Origin of the sequence: Halomonas sp. IOP_31, assembly GCF_021151495.1 — a bacterium.
Lineage (GTDB): Bacteria > Pseudomonadota > Gammaproteobacteria > Pseudomonadales > Halomonadaceae > Modicisalibacter > Modicisalibacter zincidurans.
On sequence record NZ_JAIRBP010000015.1, the window covers coordinates 71,047 to 86,643 of the forward strand.

Annotated in this window: 18 protein-coding genes; 6 read left to right on the forward strand and 12 right to left on the reverse strand. The window is 66.9% G+C overall.

The window, feature by feature from the left end; all coding sequences use genetic code 11:
• Positions 1–6: 6 nt before the first annotated feature.
• The 4 genes from K7I12_RS09800 to K7I12_RS09815 all read right to left on the reverse strand — a co-directional run bounded on the left by K7I12_RS09800 (position 7) and on the right by K7I12_RS09815 (position 4,203).
• Positions 7–279 carry an oxidative damage protection protein gene (locus K7I12_RS09800; RefSeq protein ID WP_031382239.1) on the reverse strand — a complete coding sequence of 91 codons (273 nt, stop codon included), beginning with the start codon at positions 277–279 and terminating at the stop codon, positions 7–9.
• A complete protein-coding gene (gene mutY, locus K7I12_RS09805) occupies positions 276–1,376 on the reverse strand; it encodes an A/G-specific adenine glycosylase (RefSeq protein WP_231664034.1) in 1,101 nt (366 codons plus the stop codon). Before mutY ends, K7I12_RS09800 begins: the two co-directional genes overlap by 4 nt.
• 62 nt (positions 1,377–1,438) lie before the next feature.
• Positions 1,439–3,760, reverse strand: a complete 2,322-nt coding sequence (locus tag K7I12_RS09810) for an AsmA family protein (RefSeq protein ID WP_231664035.1) — start codon at positions 3,758–3,760, stop codon at positions 1,439–1,441.
• Entirely contained in the window at positions 3,757–4,203 is a 447-nt protein-coding gene (locus K7I12_RS09815) for an acetyl-CoA sensor PanZ family protein (RefSeq protein WP_031382236.1), read from the reverse strand. The genes K7I12_RS09810 and K7I12_RS09815 overlap by 4 nt, the downstream gene beginning before the upstream one ends.
• A 194-nt stretch (positions 4,204–4,397) precedes the next feature.
• Here K7I12_RS09815 and hisB point away from each other — a divergent pair, with 194 nt between their 5' ends.
• From hisB to hisF, 4 genes are all read left to right on the forward strand, one after another.
• Positions 4,398–4,991: an imidazoleglycerol-phosphate dehydratase HisB gene (hisB, locus tag K7I12_RS09820; protein WP_231664036.1), complete on the forward strand. Its 594-nt coding sequence runs from the start codon at positions 4,398–4,400 to the stop codon at positions 4,989–4,991.
• 22 nt (positions 4,992–5,013) lie between these two features.
• Entirely contained in the window at positions 5,014–5,661 is a 648-nt protein-coding gene (gene hisH, locus K7I12_RS09825; protein ID WP_231664037.1) for an imidazole glycerol phosphate synthase subunit HisH, read from the forward strand.
• 121 nt (positions 5,662–5,782) lie between these two features.
• On the forward strand, positions 5,783–6,553 hold the full coding sequence (gene hisA / locus K7I12_RS09830; protein WP_231664038.1) for a 1-(5-phosphoribosyl)-5-[(5-phosphoribosylamino)methylideneamino]imidazole-4-carboxamide isomerase: 771 nt from the start codon (positions 5,783–5,785) through the stop codon (positions 6,551–6,553).
• 3 nt (positions 6,554–6,556) lie between these two features.
• Complete coding sequence (gene hisF / locus K7I12_RS09835) at positions 6,557–7,330, forward strand: imidazole glycerol phosphate synthase subunit HisF (protein ID WP_231664039.1); 774 nt, start codon at positions 6,557–6,559, stop codon at positions 7,328–7,330.
• Positions 7,331–7,402: 72 nt separating this feature from the next.
• On the opposite strand, the gene K7I12_RS09840 is transcribed toward hisF, so the two are convergent.
• Together K7I12_RS09840 and K7I12_RS09845 are read right to left on the reverse strand one after the other, a co-directional pair.
• A complete protein-coding gene (locus tag K7I12_RS09840; RefSeq protein ID WP_031382231.1) occupies positions 7,403–8,005 on the reverse strand; it encodes a YjaG family protein in 603 nt (200 codons plus the stop codon).
• Between the two features lie 80 nt (positions 8,006–8,085).
• A complete protein-coding gene (locus K7I12_RS09845) occupies positions 8,086–8,382 on the reverse strand; it encodes an MGMT family protein (RefSeq protein ID WP_031382230.1) in 297 nt (98 codons plus the stop codon).
• A 74-nt stretch (positions 8,383–8,456) separates the two neighbouring features.
• Between K7I12_RS09845 and K7I12_RS09850 the strand changes: the two genes are divergently transcribed.
• A complete protein-coding gene (locus K7I12_RS09850; RefSeq protein WP_031382229.1) occupies positions 8,457–9,149 on the forward strand; it encodes a type 1 glutamine amidotransferase in 693 nt (230 codons plus the stop codon).
• On the opposite strand, the gene mnmH is transcribed toward K7I12_RS09850, so the two are convergent.
• From mnmH to K7I12_RS09875, 5 genes are all read right to left on the reverse strand, one after another.
• Positions 9,146–10,234 carry a tRNA 2-selenouridine(34) synthase MnmH gene (mnmH, locus tag K7I12_RS09855; protein WP_031382228.1) on the reverse strand — a complete coding sequence of 363 codons (1,089 nt, stop codon included), beginning with the start codon at positions 10,232–10,234 and terminating at the stop codon, positions 9,146–9,148. The genes K7I12_RS09850 and mnmH overlap by 4 nt on opposite strands.
• Positions 10,231–11,268, reverse strand: a complete 1,038-nt coding sequence (gene selD, locus K7I12_RS09860) for a selenide, water dikinase SelD (protein WP_231664040.1) — start codon at positions 11,266–11,268, stop codon at positions 10,231–10,233. The genes mnmH and selD overlap by 4 nt, the downstream gene beginning before the upstream one ends.
• Before the next feature lie 75 nt (positions 11,269–11,343).
• Complete coding sequence (gene radA, locus K7I12_RS09865; RefSeq protein ID WP_031382226.1) at positions 11,344–12,720, reverse strand: DNA repair protein RadA; 1,377 nt, start codon at positions 12,718–12,720, stop codon at positions 11,344–11,346.
• Positions 12,721–12,844: 124 nt separating this feature from the next.
• Positions 12,845–13,315: a copper resistance protein NlpE N-terminal domain-containing protein gene (locus K7I12_RS09870; protein ID WP_031382225.1), complete on the reverse strand. Its 471-nt coding sequence runs from the start codon at positions 13,313–13,315 to the stop codon at positions 12,845–12,847.
• A 94-nt stretch (positions 13,316–13,409) separates the two neighbouring features.
• Complete coding sequence (locus tag K7I12_RS09875; RefSeq protein WP_031382224.1) at positions 13,410–14,507, reverse strand: alkene reductase; 1,098 nt, start codon at positions 14,505–14,507, stop codon at positions 13,410–13,412.
• 165 nt (positions 14,508–14,672) lie between these two features.
• Here K7I12_RS09875 and K7I12_RS09880 point away from each other — a divergent pair, with 165 nt between their 5' ends.
• Complete coding sequence (locus K7I12_RS09880; protein WP_331460584.1) at positions 14,673–15,071, forward strand: sigma 54-interacting transcriptional regulator; 399 nt, start codon at positions 14,673–14,675, stop codon at positions 15,069–15,071.
• Between the two features lie 102 nt (positions 15,072–15,173).
• On the opposite strand, the gene K7I12_RS09885 is transcribed toward K7I12_RS09880, so the two are convergent.
• Entirely contained in the window at positions 15,174–15,374 is a 201-nt protein-coding gene (locus K7I12_RS09885) for a hypothetical protein (protein WP_031382222.1), read from the reverse strand.
• Positions 15,375–15,597 lie beyond the last annotated feature (223 nt).

A 15,597-nucleotide genomic window follows, 5' to 3' on the forward strand; every position in this document is an offset into this window, starting at 1 on the left:
ATCGCGCTATTGCGCGGGCGGCACGTAGCCTTCGGCCTGGTCGCTTTCGCGGTTGTCCAGAAAGCGCTCCATCTGATCCATCAGGTACTCGCGGGTCTTGGGGTCGAGCATGTTGAGATGCTTCTCGTTGATCAGTCGCGTCTGCTGCGCCTGCCACTCTTCCCAGGCCTTCCTCGACACGCTGCGCTGGATTTCCTGGCCCTTCTCGCCCGGCAGCGGCGGAAAAGGCAGGGCCTCGAGCTCTTGCTGATATTTGCGACAGAACACGGTCTGCGTCATCGCGAGCGCTCCTCGGCTTGCGTCGTTGAATGGGCCAGCGTCTCCAGCAGCGTCTTGACCGGAGCGGCCAAGCCGATGCTCGCCGGCTCCCGGGGGTTATACCAGAGTCGACCCGGCTCGGTCACGGCAGCGCTGTCGCGCGCCAGCCGCACCAGCTGCGGCACGATATGCAGGCGAAAGTGGCTGAAGGTATGGCTGAGCGTCGGCCAGGCCGGCTCGCGCTGCGCATCCGGGGCGTGAATCGCCAGCCAGTCGTCCAGCGCCGCGTCGTCGTCGAACTGGGGGAAGCTCCACAGCCCGCCCCACAGCCCGCTGGCGGGACGCTGTTCGAGCATCACCCGGCCCTCTCGGTCGCACAGCAACAGCATCCGGGCATGACGCTCCGGCAAGGTCTTGCGCGGCTTGGGCTCGGGAAAGCGGCTTTGCTCGCCGCGGGCATGGGCCTGGCAGGCATCGTTGAACGGGCACAGCAGGCAACTCGGCTTGCCCCGCGTGCACAGCGTCGCGCCCAGGTCCATCATCGCCTGGGTATAGTCGGCCAGGCGCTCGTCCGGTGTGTAGTGTTCCGCCAGACGCCATAACTCACGCGCCACCGCGGTTCGCCCTGGCCAGCCTTCCACGGCGCGCAGGCGCGCCAGCACCCGCTTGACGTTACCGTCGAGAATCACCGCGCGGCGCCCGCTGGTGATCGCGATGATCGCCCCGGCGGTGGAGCGACCGATGCCGGGCAACCCGGCCATGGCATCGACGCTGTGCACCGGAAATTCGCCGCCGTGCACCTCGACGACGATCTGCGCGGCGCGGTGCAGGTTGCGCGCGCGGGCATAGTAGCCAAGCCCGGTCCACAAATGCAGGACCTCATCCGGGGCGGCTTGCGCCAGGTCCTCGACACGCGGAAATCGCGCCATGAAACGCTGGTAATAGGGGATCACGGTGGCGACCTGGGTCTGCTGCAACATGATCTCGGAAACCCAGACCCGGTAAGGCGTCTTGTCCTGTTGCCAGGGCAGGCTGGTCCGTCCGTGGCGATCGAACCAGTCGAGCAGGCGCGCCTGAAAGGCCTGCGGGGTCAGTTCGATGAATAGCGGTTGCAACATGATGGCGCACCACAAAAAAAGCGCCGACTCGTGAGTCGGCGCAGGACTGGCTTGCTATTGCTTCACTTCAACAGACCACGAATGGCATCGCGAAGTTCCTTGGCAGACTCTTCGCCGCCGAGTTTTTCCTGAATCTTTTCGCTGAGCTTCTCGGCGGCCTGGTTCTTGAGTTCGCCCTTGGCCAGTTCGGCCAGCGAGCGCTGGAAGGCCTGGCGGTCGAAAGTGCACCACTGCCGGGGATCGCCGGAAAGCTGACCTTCGCAACGCACCGGCAGGGGAATACGTTCGAGCCGCGGATTGACGTCACAGGCGGCGTCGGCGGTGTCCACGAAGCGCGCCTGGACGTCGTAGTCGAAACGCTGGCTGGCCAGGTTGACGTCGCCGTTGCCGGTCAGCTCGATGCCGGGAACGGTGATCAGCAGGTCGTCGTTGTTGAGGACCCCGTCGACAACCCTGGCGCTGCCCTTGAGCTGGTCAAAGCGCGTGTCCGTGCTCCATTCCCGCGACGTGCTTTCGCCCTCCAGCGCCGCTACCGCCGTGCACAGCTCCTGCGGAACGTTGACGTTGAACACTGCCCCGTCGTCGATCTGGAAGTCGGCTCGGCCGTTGAGATTGCGCAGCAGCGTAGCGGCGCTGTTGGTCTGCGACGTGAAGTCGCCGGCCAGCGTCAGCCGCCCCCGCAGCGGCGATGGCTCGCCGGTGTAGTCCTCGACCAGCGGCACCACCTGGACGCCGTCAAGGCGTTCGCTAAATGTCCAGCGAATCGGCGCCTCGCGCACGTCGAGCGTCCCCTCGAGGTGCGCGGTACCGTCGTACAGCCGCGCATCGAAATGCTCGAGCGCCAGTTGCCCACCGCTGCCAGTGACCGTCAACGCCGGGTCGATCAGCGTCAGGCCTTTGGCGATCAGCGTGTCGAATGCCAGCCGGCCGTCGAGGTCGAGCCCGCGCAGCGTGGACGCGGGGACCAGCTCGGCGGCCTCGCTGGACGTCTCGGCGGCAGCGACATCGCCGACACCGATCATCTCGAACGACGCCGTGGCTTCGTCGCCGCTCGCCGGCGCTTCGCTGGGCGGCGGCAAGTAGCCATCCAGGTCGAGCTGATCGCCCTTCAGGTCGAAGCTCAGTGAGTCGCCGTCGAGCCCCAGGCCGAGCTGGCCGCTCAGCGTCGTGTCGTCGACTCGCAGCGTCAGGTTGGAGAGCGTCACCCGGGACGCATCGCCCTCGAACGGGCTGGTCAATGCGACCTCCTCGAGCGCCGCGTCGTCGGCGGTGTTCGGCGTCACACCCAGGCGCTCGAGCCAGGGCCGTAGCGACAACGGCGCCAGCTCGACCTTGCCGGTATAGGTCGGCGCGCTGAGCAGCGTGTCGATCGCCAGATTGCCGGTCAGCTTGAGTCCGTCGTCGCCGGTCAGCACGATGTCGCTCAATTGGGCGGTTTCATCACGGGTATTGGCCTCGGCGGCAAAAGCCAGCTTCAGCGACAGCGGCGACTCGCCCAGTGAGGGATGCTCGAATTTGCCTTCGAAACGTCCGCTCTCGAGGCGATAGCGACCAGCGCGGACCTCGGCGATCAACTGCTTGGCATCGAAATTCAGCGTCTGCACCCGCTCCTGCAGGGCGGTGAAGCGGGTCTGGGTATCCAGCGTCAGGCCGGTGAACTCGTAGCGGCCATCATTGAGCCCCAGGCGCACCTTGCTCTGCAGGCTGACCTGGCTTTCCAGCGCCGGCGCGGCGCTGTCGACGGTGAAGCTGGCCTTGAGCGGAAAGGCGTTGACCGGGTTGACGTCACTGCTGGTCAGCGCCAGCTCACGTAGCGTGACGTCCAGGTCGCTGCGCTGGTCGGCATAGCGCACCTCGCCGTTGTTGACCTCGACAGTGGCGATATCCAGCGCCACGCTGGGCTCACCGTCCTGCATCGAGGGCCCCGCCGAAGCTGGCGCTAGCGCCGCTTCGGCATCGTCGCCCTGGGCCTCTAGACGCTCGAGCAGGGCCTCCCAGTTGCCGCGCCCCTGGGCATCGCGCACCAGATCGAGGCGCATGCCGTCCAGGGTCAGGCCATCGATGGCGATCTCGCCCGACAGCAACGGCGCGAATGCCAGGCTGACCTCGGCGCGATCGACGCCGGCGAAGGGCGCGTCCTGCGCGGACTGCTCGGGCAGCCAGGCCCGCGCACTCTCGACGCTGACGCCGATGCGCGGATAGAACGACCAGCTCAGCGGGCCTTCCAGCGCCAGCTCCAGACCGCTGCGTTCCTTGACTGCCTCGACCAGGCGCGGCTTGAGCTCGTTGGGGTCGAAGAAGGTGGTGACGTAGATCACCGCAGCGACGACCAGCAGCCCGAGTACGCCGACGGCTGCGAGCAGTATTCGCACCAACCTCTTCATTGGCTTCCTCCAGAAGCAGGGATCATGAACTCGAAATAGGCACCGTTCTCTTCGAGCCGGTAACCCAGCCGTACCAGCAGCAGCTGGCTTTCCAGCGGCAGCTGGTCGGTCTCGATACGTAACGCGGCGTCGCCGGCCGCCGCGGCGACCAGCGCCATCAGCCGCGAACCGACACCGCGGCGGCGCGTCGCCTCGCGAACGCAGAAATGCGACAGCCACCAGGCGCCCGGCTCGCGGCGCAGGCCGACCGCCGCTAGCAGACGGCCGTTGAAGCGCGCGCAGTAGAATTCGCCGCCGCTCTCGAGATGCCCGCGCACGAACGCCTCGGCGGGCACCGGCAGCAGCTCCGGCGAGGCATCCTGATAGATGCGCGACAGCTCCGCGCCAGCCTCGGCGTCCGCCGTCCAGCGGGCATGATCGAGTCGTTCCAGGGTGACTGGCATGCATCCTCTCCGTGGCCAGGGACGCCGTCGTATCGCTCCCATCGTTGGCGTATTGTAGCGGATGGCCGCTGCGATTCTCTATAATGACAGGCTCGGTTGGCCTTATGACGTGCCGAGCGCTGCGGCCAACGGCGCGATACCGGCCCGCCACCATCATTGCCCGGCGCGCGAGCGCCCGGAAGGGAGAGCCCTACATGTCCGAGCGAATCGCCACGGTGTCTCGCGACACCTCCGAGACGCAGATCACGGCGACGATCAATCTCGACGGCGAGGGGCACCTCGTCGCCGCAACCGGCGTCGGGTTTCTCGACCACATGCTCGATCAGATCGCCCGCCACGGGCTGCTCGACATCGAGCTTCACGCCCACGGCGACCTGCATATCGACGCTCATCACACCGTCGAGGATATCGGCATCACCCTCGGCCAGGCCTTCGACCAGGCGATCGGCGACAAGCGCGGCATCCGCCGCTACGGGCATGCCTACGTGCCGCTCGACGAGGCGCTCTCGCGGGTGGTGATCGATTTCTCGGGACGTCCGGGGCTGCACATGGACGTCGAGTTCACCCGCGCCGCCATCGGCACGCTGGACACCCAACTGTTCTGGGAGTTCTTCCAGGGCTTCGTCAACCACGCCCGAGTCACCCTGCACATCGACAATCTCAAGGGCTTAAACGCCCACCACCAGGCCGAGACCATCTTCAAGGCCTTCGGCCGGGCGCTGCGCATGGCCGTGGAGGTGGACCCGCGCATGGCCGGACAGATGCCCTCGACCAAGGGCAGCCTGTGAACATCAATTGCGAGGAGCGAGCATGACGATCGCCGTCATCGATTATGGCATGGGCAACCTGCACTCCGTGGCCAAGGCCCTGGAGCACGTGACCCACGAGCACGTGATGATCACCCGCGATCCGCGCTCGATTCGCGGCGCGACTCGCGTGGTACTGCCCGGCCAGGGCGCCATCCGCGACTGCATGGGCGAGCTGCAGCGCACCGAGCTCGCAGGCGTGGTCCGGGAATTGCTCGCCTCCCAGGCCAAGCCGCTGCTGGGCATCTGCGTCGGCCAGCAGATGCTGATGGATCGCAGCGAAGAGAACGGCGGCATCGACTGCCTGGGTTTTCTGCCCGGCCAGGTGCGCCGCTTCGGCCAGACGATGCGCGATGCCGACGGGCGTCGCCTCAAGGTCCCGCACATGGGCTGGAACCAGGTCGCCCAGCGCCATGATCACCCGCTGTGGGCCGACATCGCCGACGGCGCGCGGTTCTATTTCGTGCATGGCTACTACGTCGACGCCGAGCGCGACGCGGAGGTCTTCGGCACCACCCGCTACGGCGATGCCATCGCCCACGTCGCCACCGGCCGCGAGGCAACCTTCGCGGTGCAGTTCCATCCCGAGAAGAGCGCCGACGCCGGCCTGCGGCTGCTGGAGAACTTTGTCAACTGGACGCCCGCTGCTTAAAGGCGCCCAATGCTGCGCCCGGCGCCCGGTCAACTGGGCGCCCTGAGCCGCGCCCGGTCGACTGCGCGCCGAACCAATCTAGCAACAGCGCCGCCGCGGCGGTCGCTCACGAGGACACGACATGCTGGTGATTCCCGCCATCGATCTCAAGGACGGCCACTGCGTCCGCCTCAAGCAGGGCCGCATGGACGACGCCACCAGCTACGGCGACGATCCCGTGGCGATGGCCGCGCGCTGGGTCGACGCCGGCGCCCGGCGCCTGCATCTGGTCGATCTCAATGGCGCCTTCGAGGGCAAGCCGGTCAATGGCGAGGCGGTCACCGCGATCGCCCGCGCCTACCCCGAGCTGCCGATCCAGATCGGCGGCGGCATTCGCAATGCACAGACCATCGAGCACTATCTCGAGGCCGGGGTCGGCTACGTGATCATCGGCACCCAGGCGGTCAAGCAGCCCGAGTTCGTCGGCGCGATGTGCCGGCTGTTCCCGGGCCGGGTGATCGTCGGCCTCGATGCCCGCGACGGCTTTGTCGCCACCGACGGCTGGGCCGAGGTCTCGACGCTCAAGGCCACCGAGCTGGCCAAGCGCTTTCGAGATGACGGCGTGGCATCGATCGTCTACACCGATATCGCCCGCGACGGCATGATGCAGGGCGTCAATCTCGACGCCACCATCGAGCTGGCCCGCGACGGCGGGCTACCCGTGATCGCCTCCGGCGGGGTCACCAACCTCGACGACATACGCGCACTCGCCGGGGTCGCCGACCAGGGCATTCTCGGCGCGATCACCGGCCGGGCAATCTATGAGGGCAGCCTCGACGTCGCCACGGCGCAGCGGCTATGTGACGAACTCGACGACCGGCTCGAAAATCACGCCACCCGCGGGGGGAACTGACACATGGGTCTGGCCAAGCGCATCATCCCCTGTCTCGACGTCGATGCCGGTCGAGTGGTCAAGGGCGTCAACTTCGTGGGCATCCGCGACGCCGGCGACCCGGTGGAGATCGCCAAGCGCTACAACCAGCAGGGCGCCGACGAGATCACCTTCCTCGATATCACCGCCAGTCACCAGGATCGCGACACCACCGTGGAGATGGTCGAGCGCATCGCCGGCGAGGTATTCATTCCGCTGACCGTGGGCGGCGGCATCCGCCGCTGCGAGGATATCCGCACCATGCTCAACGCCGGCGCCGACAAGGTCTCGATCAACACCGCCGCGGTGAGCGATCCGGACTTCGTGCGCGAGGCCGCCGAGCGCTTCGGCAGCCAGTGCATCGTGGTGGCGATCGACGCCAAGCGCGTCAGCGCCGCGGGCGAACCGCCGCGCTGGGAGATCTTCACCCACGGTGGACGCAAGCCCACCGGGCTGGACGCCATCGACTGGGCGCGCAAGATGGTCAATTACGGGGCCGGCGAGCTGCTGCTGACCAGCATGGACCGCGACGGCACCAAGTCCGGCTTCGACCTGGAAGTGACCCGCGCGATCGCCGAGGCGGTGGCGGTGCCGGTGATCGCCTCCGGCGGAGTCGGCAATCTCGATCATCTGGTCGAGGGGGTGACCAGGGGCGGCGCCGATGCAGTGCTCGCGGCGAGCATCTTCCACTTCGGCGAGTACACCATTCCCGATGCCAAGCGTTATCTGGCCGAGCATGGGATCGAGATGCGCCTGTAGAAAAGGCTGATTTATTCCTGCGTTCGCGACATAAATCCGCTCTTTCGGGATACATTTCATCGCCTATGAAGTCTATTCATCAGCATTGAGGCCCAGATTGCTGACGCCGTCGTTGCGCCCCAGCCGGCGTAGCGCCTTGAGCGCCTCGCGATCGAGCTTGCCCTCGGCGGCCTCGAGCACGGTCTCCTGGAAGTCGCGCTCGTCATCCATCAGCGGATGGCTGCGCAGCCGCGCCATGGCCTGGTCGGGATCATCGCCTTCCGCGCCCTCGCTCATCTCGACATACGCCTGCACGCCGCTCGTCGAGAGTCGGCTAACCTCAAGTGGCGCCTCGGGCAGCTCGCCCTGCAGCGCATCGAGCAGCGTCGTCAACGCGGCGACCGCCTCCACCGCACGGCGCGCGCCGAAACTGTCGTCGTCCCCGGGCGGCTCGAGTTCGGCGAGCTTCTCGGCCTGGCGGGCGAAATCGATGCGCGCATCGCGCACCGTCAGCGCCTCCCAGGCCAGGTCGAGGACCACCCGCAGCCCATGCGGATCGCCCTGGCCGGTCATCTGCGCATAGAGCCCGTAGTTGGGCGTCAGCCGTTCGCACAGCGCTGCCATGAACGCCGCCTGCTGCCGACGGCCGAGTTGGCGCAAGCGGGCCTTGAAACCGCCTGGTGAGGTCTGTTGCATAATCGTCTGCCCTATTTCTTGCTGAAATGACGCTTGCTGAAATGGCTCTTATTGGAAAGTCGCTTGTCGAACGATGACCGTCACGGCCAGAGCAACTCGGCGTTGACCCGCCCCTTGGCATCGAAGGCGACGCCCTCGGCGCGCAGCTTCTCGCGCTGGTCGATCGCCCCGCCATGCTCGGTAACGCGTCGCGAGGCGTTGATCACCCGATGCCAGGGCAAGCCGTGACCGGCGGGCAGCTGGCGCATCGCGCTGCCGACCATGCGCGCGGTGGCGCCATCGGTCATCTTCGCCACCCGGCCATAGGTGGTCACCCGGCCGGCGGGGATCTGCGCGACGATGGTGTAGATCTGTTCGAGCCGCTCGCTGCGCGTCATCGGCCGCCTCCGTCGCTACCGGCCATCGAGCGGGGCCGAAAGCGTTTATCATGCGTATTCACCACGGGTTCACCATGCACATCTACTTTCTCCAGCACGCTGCCCACTACGGCCCTGCCCGCTTCGCCGACTGGCTGGACGGCATGGGCCACAGTCACAATACCAGCCATCTCTATGCGGGCGAGATGCCGCCACGCCTCGAGGACTGCGATGCGCTGATCGTGCTCGACGGCCCGCAGGCGCACGATGCCAGCGACGATTACCCCTGGCTCAAGCGCGAGCGCAAACTGCTGCTGCGCGCCCTGAAGAGCGCCAAGCCGGTACTCGGCGTCGGCCTCGGCGCGCAATTGATCGCCACGCAGCTGAGCGCCATCGTCTCGCGGGGCACCTATGCCGAAACCGGCTGGCATGCGGTCAGCCTGGCGCCGCAGAGTCCCTTCGACCTGCCCGAGACGTTCGAGGCCTTCCACTGGCATCGCGACATCTTCGGCCTGCCGGAGGATGCGCTGCCGCTGGGTGCCAGCGCGGCGAGTCCGGTCCAGGGCTTTGCCTGGGACGCCGGGCGGGTGATCGGCCTGCAGTGCCATCTGGAGGCGACCCGCGAGAGTGTCGCCGCGCTGCTCGCCGAACGCCCCGAATCGCTCGTCGGCAGCGGCCCCTACATGCAGGACGCGACGACGATGCTCGACGATCCGCGGCGCTTCGATCGCCTCGCGGCGCTGCTCGACCGGGTGATGATGCGCTGGATGGCCAACGCCGCGCGCTAGCCGGCCCGCGAGGCTTGCCAATCGCGGGCGAACGCCAGGCAGCTGTCCCAGTCGCCGACGTGCAGGAAGGCCTGCTGATGCTTGTCGAGCTGGTGACGATACAGCGGGTCGTAATATTCGGTCAGCAGCGGCGCCAGCCACGCCTCGTGCGCCTGGGGATTGCCCCGCGCATGCTCGGCGAAGGCCAGCCCTTGCAAGCGTTGCAAGCGTTGCAGGCGTGCGCCGCCCAGGCGCTTTCTGAGCCGCGCCAGGGCGCCGCTGAGTTGCTTGCGCATCAACGCCCAGCCCAGCCATTCGCCGTACTGGCCGGCATAGATCGCCCACAGATCCTCGATGTAGTCCTTGTGGATGCGCGCCAGCCGCCAGTCCAGCGGCATCTCCACACGAATGCGCGGCGCGCGCTGCATGCCCCGCCAGAAGCTCAGCGGAATGTTGACGCTGCCGATGTGCCGCGATTCGTCCTCGACGACATAGGGCGCCGCGACCGACAGCAGCTCGCGGCCGAGGGCGTGCTCGAAGTCGATCTGCGCCGGCGCCGGCAGCGGGTGGCGACCGAATGCCGAGCCCTTGTGACGCGCGCAGGCTTCCAGGTCCGGCCCGCCAGCGCGCTGGACGAGCTCGGTCTTGGCGCAGCCGGTCAGCCCGCCGACCACCAGCATGGGGCGCTCGGCGGCGGCGTCGATGCGCCGGCACAGCGCCTGGCGCATGGCCTTCCAGCCACCCTGAATGCGCGGCCGTTCGATGCCGGCCTCGGCGAGCCACTGCTGGGCGATCTGCGAGCGCAGTCCGCCGCGAAAGCAGTAGACCAGCGCGTCGGGGTGCGCGGCGAGACACCCCCGCCAGGCCTCGACGCGCCGCCGCTTGAGCGCGCCGCCGACCAGCCGCTCGCCGAGTTCGATCGCCGCGCCCTGACCGGCCTGCTTGTAGTGAATGCCGACGCGATGACGCTCCTCGTCGTCCATCAGCGGCAGGTTGACCGCTCCCGGCAGCGCGCCCCGAGCGAACTCCACCGGCGCCCGCACGTCGATCAGCGTGCGCCCGGCGCGCAGCCACTCGAGATCGGGCTCGAGCGTCTCCTGACTCATCGCCGGACCTCGATCAACGTCTCGCCGCCGGCCTTGGTGAATTCGCCGAACGACTCGAGGCGCAACCCGAATTGGCGGCCGACACGTTCGACGTCATCGGCGTAGGCCGGATGCACCGCCAGCAACAGGCCACCCGAGGTCTGTGGATCGCACAGCCACTGCCAATGGGCGGCATCCATCTCGGGCAGGCGCTTGCCCAGCGCATTGCGATTGCGCTCGGTGCCACCGGGCACCGCGCCCTGGCGACGATAGGCCTCGGCCTCGGCAAGCCGCGGCAGGCGCCGAAAGTCGACGCGCGCGGCCACCCCGCTGGCCTCGCACATCTCGCTCAGGTGCCCGGCCAGACCGAAGCCGGTGACATCGGTCATCGCGTGCACGCCGGAGATGCGCGCCATCTCGACGCCAATGTCGTTGGGCTTGAGCATGGTCTCGCGGGCCAGCCCGTGGTGGCCCTCCTTGAGCAGGCCGCGCTTCTCGGCGGTGGTCAGCAGGCCGACGCCGAGCGGCTTGGTCAGATACAGCAGATCGCCGGGCTCGGCGCCCTTGTTGAGCTTGAGCGCGTCGAGATCGACCAGCCCGTTGACCGCCAGGCCGAAGATCGGCTCGGGGGCGTCGATCGAGTGGCCGCCGGCCAGCGCCAAGCCCAGCTCGCGACACACCGCCTGGGCGCCGGCGACCACGTCGCCGGCGATGTCGGCGGCTAGCTTGTCGAGCGGCCAGCCGAGAATGCCCAGCGCCAGCACCGGCTTGCCACCCATGGCGTAGACGTCGCTGATGGCGTTGATCGCGGCGATGCGCCCGAAATCGAACGGATCGTCGACGATCGGCGTGAAGAAATCGGTGGTGGCGATCATTCCGCGGCCGTCGCCGAGATCATAGACCGCCGCGTCTTCGCGTCCCTGGTTGCCGACGATCAGCCGGGTGTTGCTGGCCCCCGGCCCGGCCTTGGCGAGAATGCCGTCGAGGACGTCGGGGGCGATCTTGCAGCCACAGCCGGCGCCATGACTGTACTGGGTCAGGCGAATGGCGCTCATGGGTCATCTCCTTGCGTGCGTTAATCTCCCGTCAAAGCGGGCTTACTGACTCAAAGCATAGCCATCGGGCGCCGCTCACAGCGCCTCGATGGCCTCGGCGAGCTTGTCGACGGCGATCACCGTCATGCCCTCGGGGGCCCGTTTGGGGGCGTTGCCGCGCGGCACGATGGCGCGGGTGAAACCGTGTTTGGCGGCCTCGACGATGCGCTCCTGGCCGCTGGGCACCGGGCGGATCTCACCCGACAGGCCGACCTCGCCGAACACCACCAGCTCGCGGGGCAGCGAGCGATTCTGCAGGCTCGACACCACCGCCAGCAGCACCGCCAGGTCGGCGCTGGTCTCGAGCACCTTGACCCCGCCGACCACGTTGAGAAAGACGTCCTGGTCGCCGGTGAACAGCCCGCCGTGCTTGTGCAGTACCGCCAGCAGCATCGCCAGGCGGTTGCCGTCGAGGCCTACGGCGACGCGCCGTGGATTGCCCAGCGCCGAATCGTCGAGCAGCGCCTGCACCTCGACGAGGATCGGCCGGGTGCCCTCCCAGACCACCATCACCAGGCTGCCCGGGGCCTGCTCCTCTCCACGCGACAGGAAGATCGCACTGGGATTCTTGACCTCCTTCAGGCCCTGCTCGAGCATCGCGAACACACCCAGTTCGTTGACCGCGCCGAAGCGGTTCTTCTGACCGCGCAGGGTGCGAAAGCGCGAATCGGCGCCGCCCTCGAGCAGCAGCGAGGCGTCGATCATATGCTCGAGCACCTTGGGGCCGGCCAGGGTGCCGTCCTTGGTCACGTGACCGACCAGCATCAGCACGGTGTTCGACTGCTTGGCGAAACGCGTCAACGCCGCCGCCGACTCGCGCACCTGAGCCACCCCGCCCGGCGCCGAGCCGATATCCTCGAGATGCATGGTCTGAATGGAGTCGATGATCAGCACCGCGGGGCGCTCGCGCTCGGCGACGCCGAGGATCGTCTCGATGCTGGTCTCGGCGAGCATCTTGAGCCCCTGGGCGGGCAGTTGCAGGCGGTGGGCGCGCATCGCCACCTGCGACAGCGATTCCTCGCCGGTGATGTACAGCACGCGGCGCTGCTGGGCGAGCTTGCAGGCGGTCTGCAGCAGCAGGGTCGACTTACCGGCGCCGGGGTTGCCGCCCAGCAGCACCGCCGAACCCGGCACCAGCCCGCCACCCAGCACCCGATCGAATTCGCCGAAGGTCGACGAAAAACGCGGCACTTCGGCGAGATCGACGCTGGCCAGGTCGGTGACTTCCCGCGACAGGCTGCCGGCATAGCCGGCGCGCGCCGTCGCCGGGCCGCTGCCGCTCCCCGGGCGCGGTGCGGCCCGGCGCACCTCGCTCAGGGTGTTCCACTCACGGCAACTGGTGCACTGGCCCTGCCACTTGCTGTATTCGGCACCGCATTCGGTGCATACAAAGGCGCTCTTCGCTTTCGCCATGGGCTTCCTGTCGGATAGTGCGAGGCTGATAACGAGCGGCGGACAACGAACAGGGGCGACCAATGGCCGCCCCCGTCCTTCTCGCATTGCTACTGCGCTATTGATTACTGGGCGCTATTGGCTACTAGGTTGCTGTTGACTGCTGGCGGTTGAGGCGCAGCGTCTCGCCGTTTTCGAAGCGGCGGCGTTGCGGGTCGACCAGCTCGAGCGTGTCGCTGTCGAGCTTGAGGAAGTAGTAGACCTGGCCTTCGCCATCGGGGGTCAGTTCGTAGACCGTCGCTTCGGGGTCATTGGCGGTGCCGCTGAGCACATTCCACTGCCCCTCGTAACGCTCGTTCGGGGGATTCTGCGGATGCTCGCGGTAGCTGGCCTCGAGGGTGAAATCGCGCGCTTCGTCGGGAGACTGCTCGGTGCCCTCGAGAGTCACGGTGAGATCGATGCCTGCGCAACTGCGACACGGCAGAGTGCCTTCGTAGGTCGCCGTCTGCGGCCCCGTCATCGGCTCCTGGGTGCCTACGTCCTGCTGGGTACCGGCGGCGCATCCGCCGAGTAGCGCAAGCATCGCGGAGCCGGCCAGCAACGTCCTGATCTGCATATGAGTCCTCCTAACCAATGAGCTTAGGCCGCCGCCCGGGCGGCTCGTGACTCACAGGATAGCGGCAAGCCAGGCCAGTGGACAGCCCAGCGTGTCAGTCGAGCGTCGGATAGTCGGTATAGCCTTGCGCGCCGCCGCCGTAGAAAGTGTCCGGATCCGGCTCGTTGAGCGGCGCCTGACGACGAAAGCGCTCGACCAGATCGGGGTTGGCGATGTAGGGCCGACCGTAGACCACCGCGTCGGCGAGCCCCTTCGCGATCAGCACCTCGCCGCGCGCGGCGGTGTAGTGACCGCAATACAACAGCGGACCACGAAAGCGGTCGCGCAGGTCGCGGCGAAAGTCGTCGGTCAACTGCACGCCCTCGCCGGTCCAGTCGGGCTCGTTGATGTGCAAGTAGCCGATCTTGCGCAGCGACAGCTGCTCGGCCAGGTAGCGCATCATCGCCTCGGGTTCGTCGTCGCTGAGGCCGAAGATCTCGATGAACGGCGACAATCGCACGCCGACGCGATCGGCACCGATCTCCGCGCTGACTGCATCGACCACCTCGAGCAGCAACCGCGCGCGATTGACCACACTGCCACCATAGCGGTCGGTGCGCTTGTTGGCGCCGCTGGCCAGGAACTGCTGAAGCAGATAGGCGTTGGCGGCGTGGACCTCGAGCATGTCGAAGGCGGCCCGTTTGGCCCGCCTGGCGGCCTGGCGATAGTCCTCGATAAGTGTCGGAATCTCCTTGAGCTCGAGCGCCCGCGGGGTACTCGCCGGGTGACGCCCCGCCGTGCCGTCGGCGAATTCGGCGAAGCACTGCGCGCCCTCGCCGCGGATCGCGCTGGGTGCGACCGGCTGCAACCCGTTGGGCTGGACGATCTCGTGCGAGACGCGCCCCACATGCCACAGCTGCAGCGCCATGCGCCCGCCGGCATCGTGGACCGCCTTGACCACCTTGCGCCAGCCTTCTTCTTGGGCGTCGGTGTAGATACCCGGGGTATACACGTAGCCGCGCGCGGTGGGTGAGATGTTGGTCGCCTCGCTGATCACCAGGCCCGCGCCGGCGCGCTGCGCGTAATACCGGGCCTGTAGCTCGCCGGGGACGCTGTCGGGCGTGCGAGCACGGGTCAGCGGCGCCATGATGACGCGGTTGGACAGCGTCAGGCGGCCCAGCTCGAACGGGGACAGCAGATTCTCGTAGGCCATGGTTTCTCCTTGCCTTGGCGATGACTCGAAAATAACGCTGTCCCGGTAATGGCGTCCGTTAGGGCTCTAATCAACATCTGGGGCGATTGCTTTTCCCTATAGTTATCGATAAACCCCATGCATTGCCTGTCCCGCTCAGGCGTGCAGCGGCCGCGTCGACCCGAAATGCTCGAAGCGCCGCCGCTCGGCAGGCACCTCGAGCGCTTCGAGCTCGGTGTCGACACAGCGCATGAAACCTTGCAGGCCGACCAGATAGCACAGCGGCTCGCTCTTCGGCAGCAACGTCTTCAGCAGCTCGCGGTCGATGCGTCCCAGATGACCCGGTGCGGCATCGCCGCCGTGACCAACCGCGATCTGGCCACCGAGGTCGCGGCGGGACGCTTTCGCAAGGATCTCTACCACCGCTTGAGCGCCTTCCCGCTGCAGGTGCCTGCGCTGCGGCAGGCGACGCTTGCGCAGTGTGGCCACGCAGGCTTGCTCGAGACAGGTGTCGATCAGGTCGGGCGAGAGGACTCGGAGAGGCTGAGAAATCGTCAGGTGTCGCCTTGGCGATGGCATTGCTGAAGTGCATGGACCGTCCCGTATCGGTGTACCTGACACGGGACGATCTCATCATCAGCTGTTGGGTTATAAGTTTAACTGACTGGCATTACTGCGCTGGAGCGCTTAATTATTCTGGGCGTCTTCGGCAGCATCCTGCACGTCTTCACCCATTTCCTCGACGCTATCACCGGCGTTTTCAGCCGCTTCGTCGATGCTCTCGCCAGCTTCCTCGGCGGGTCCCTGGTCATCACAGGCAGCCACGCCACCCAGCATCAATGCCAGCATCATCGCCAGACCCAACTTACGCAGCAGATTCTTTTGCATCGTCTCCTCCTGAGAACGTAACGGTACCAATAGAACCAATACCATACAGTGCGCAGCGATGAACGCCAACTGCTTGTTAGGCCGGCTTTTACGCACAAAAAAGGTAAGCGCCGTTAAACCGACCCACTTGCCCTAACCGTATTGAGCCACTTTTTTTGAAGCGGGCAGCGTCGCGTTCCAGGGCAAGAGTGTTTCGAGTTGTTCGAGGGTAACCGCATCGGCT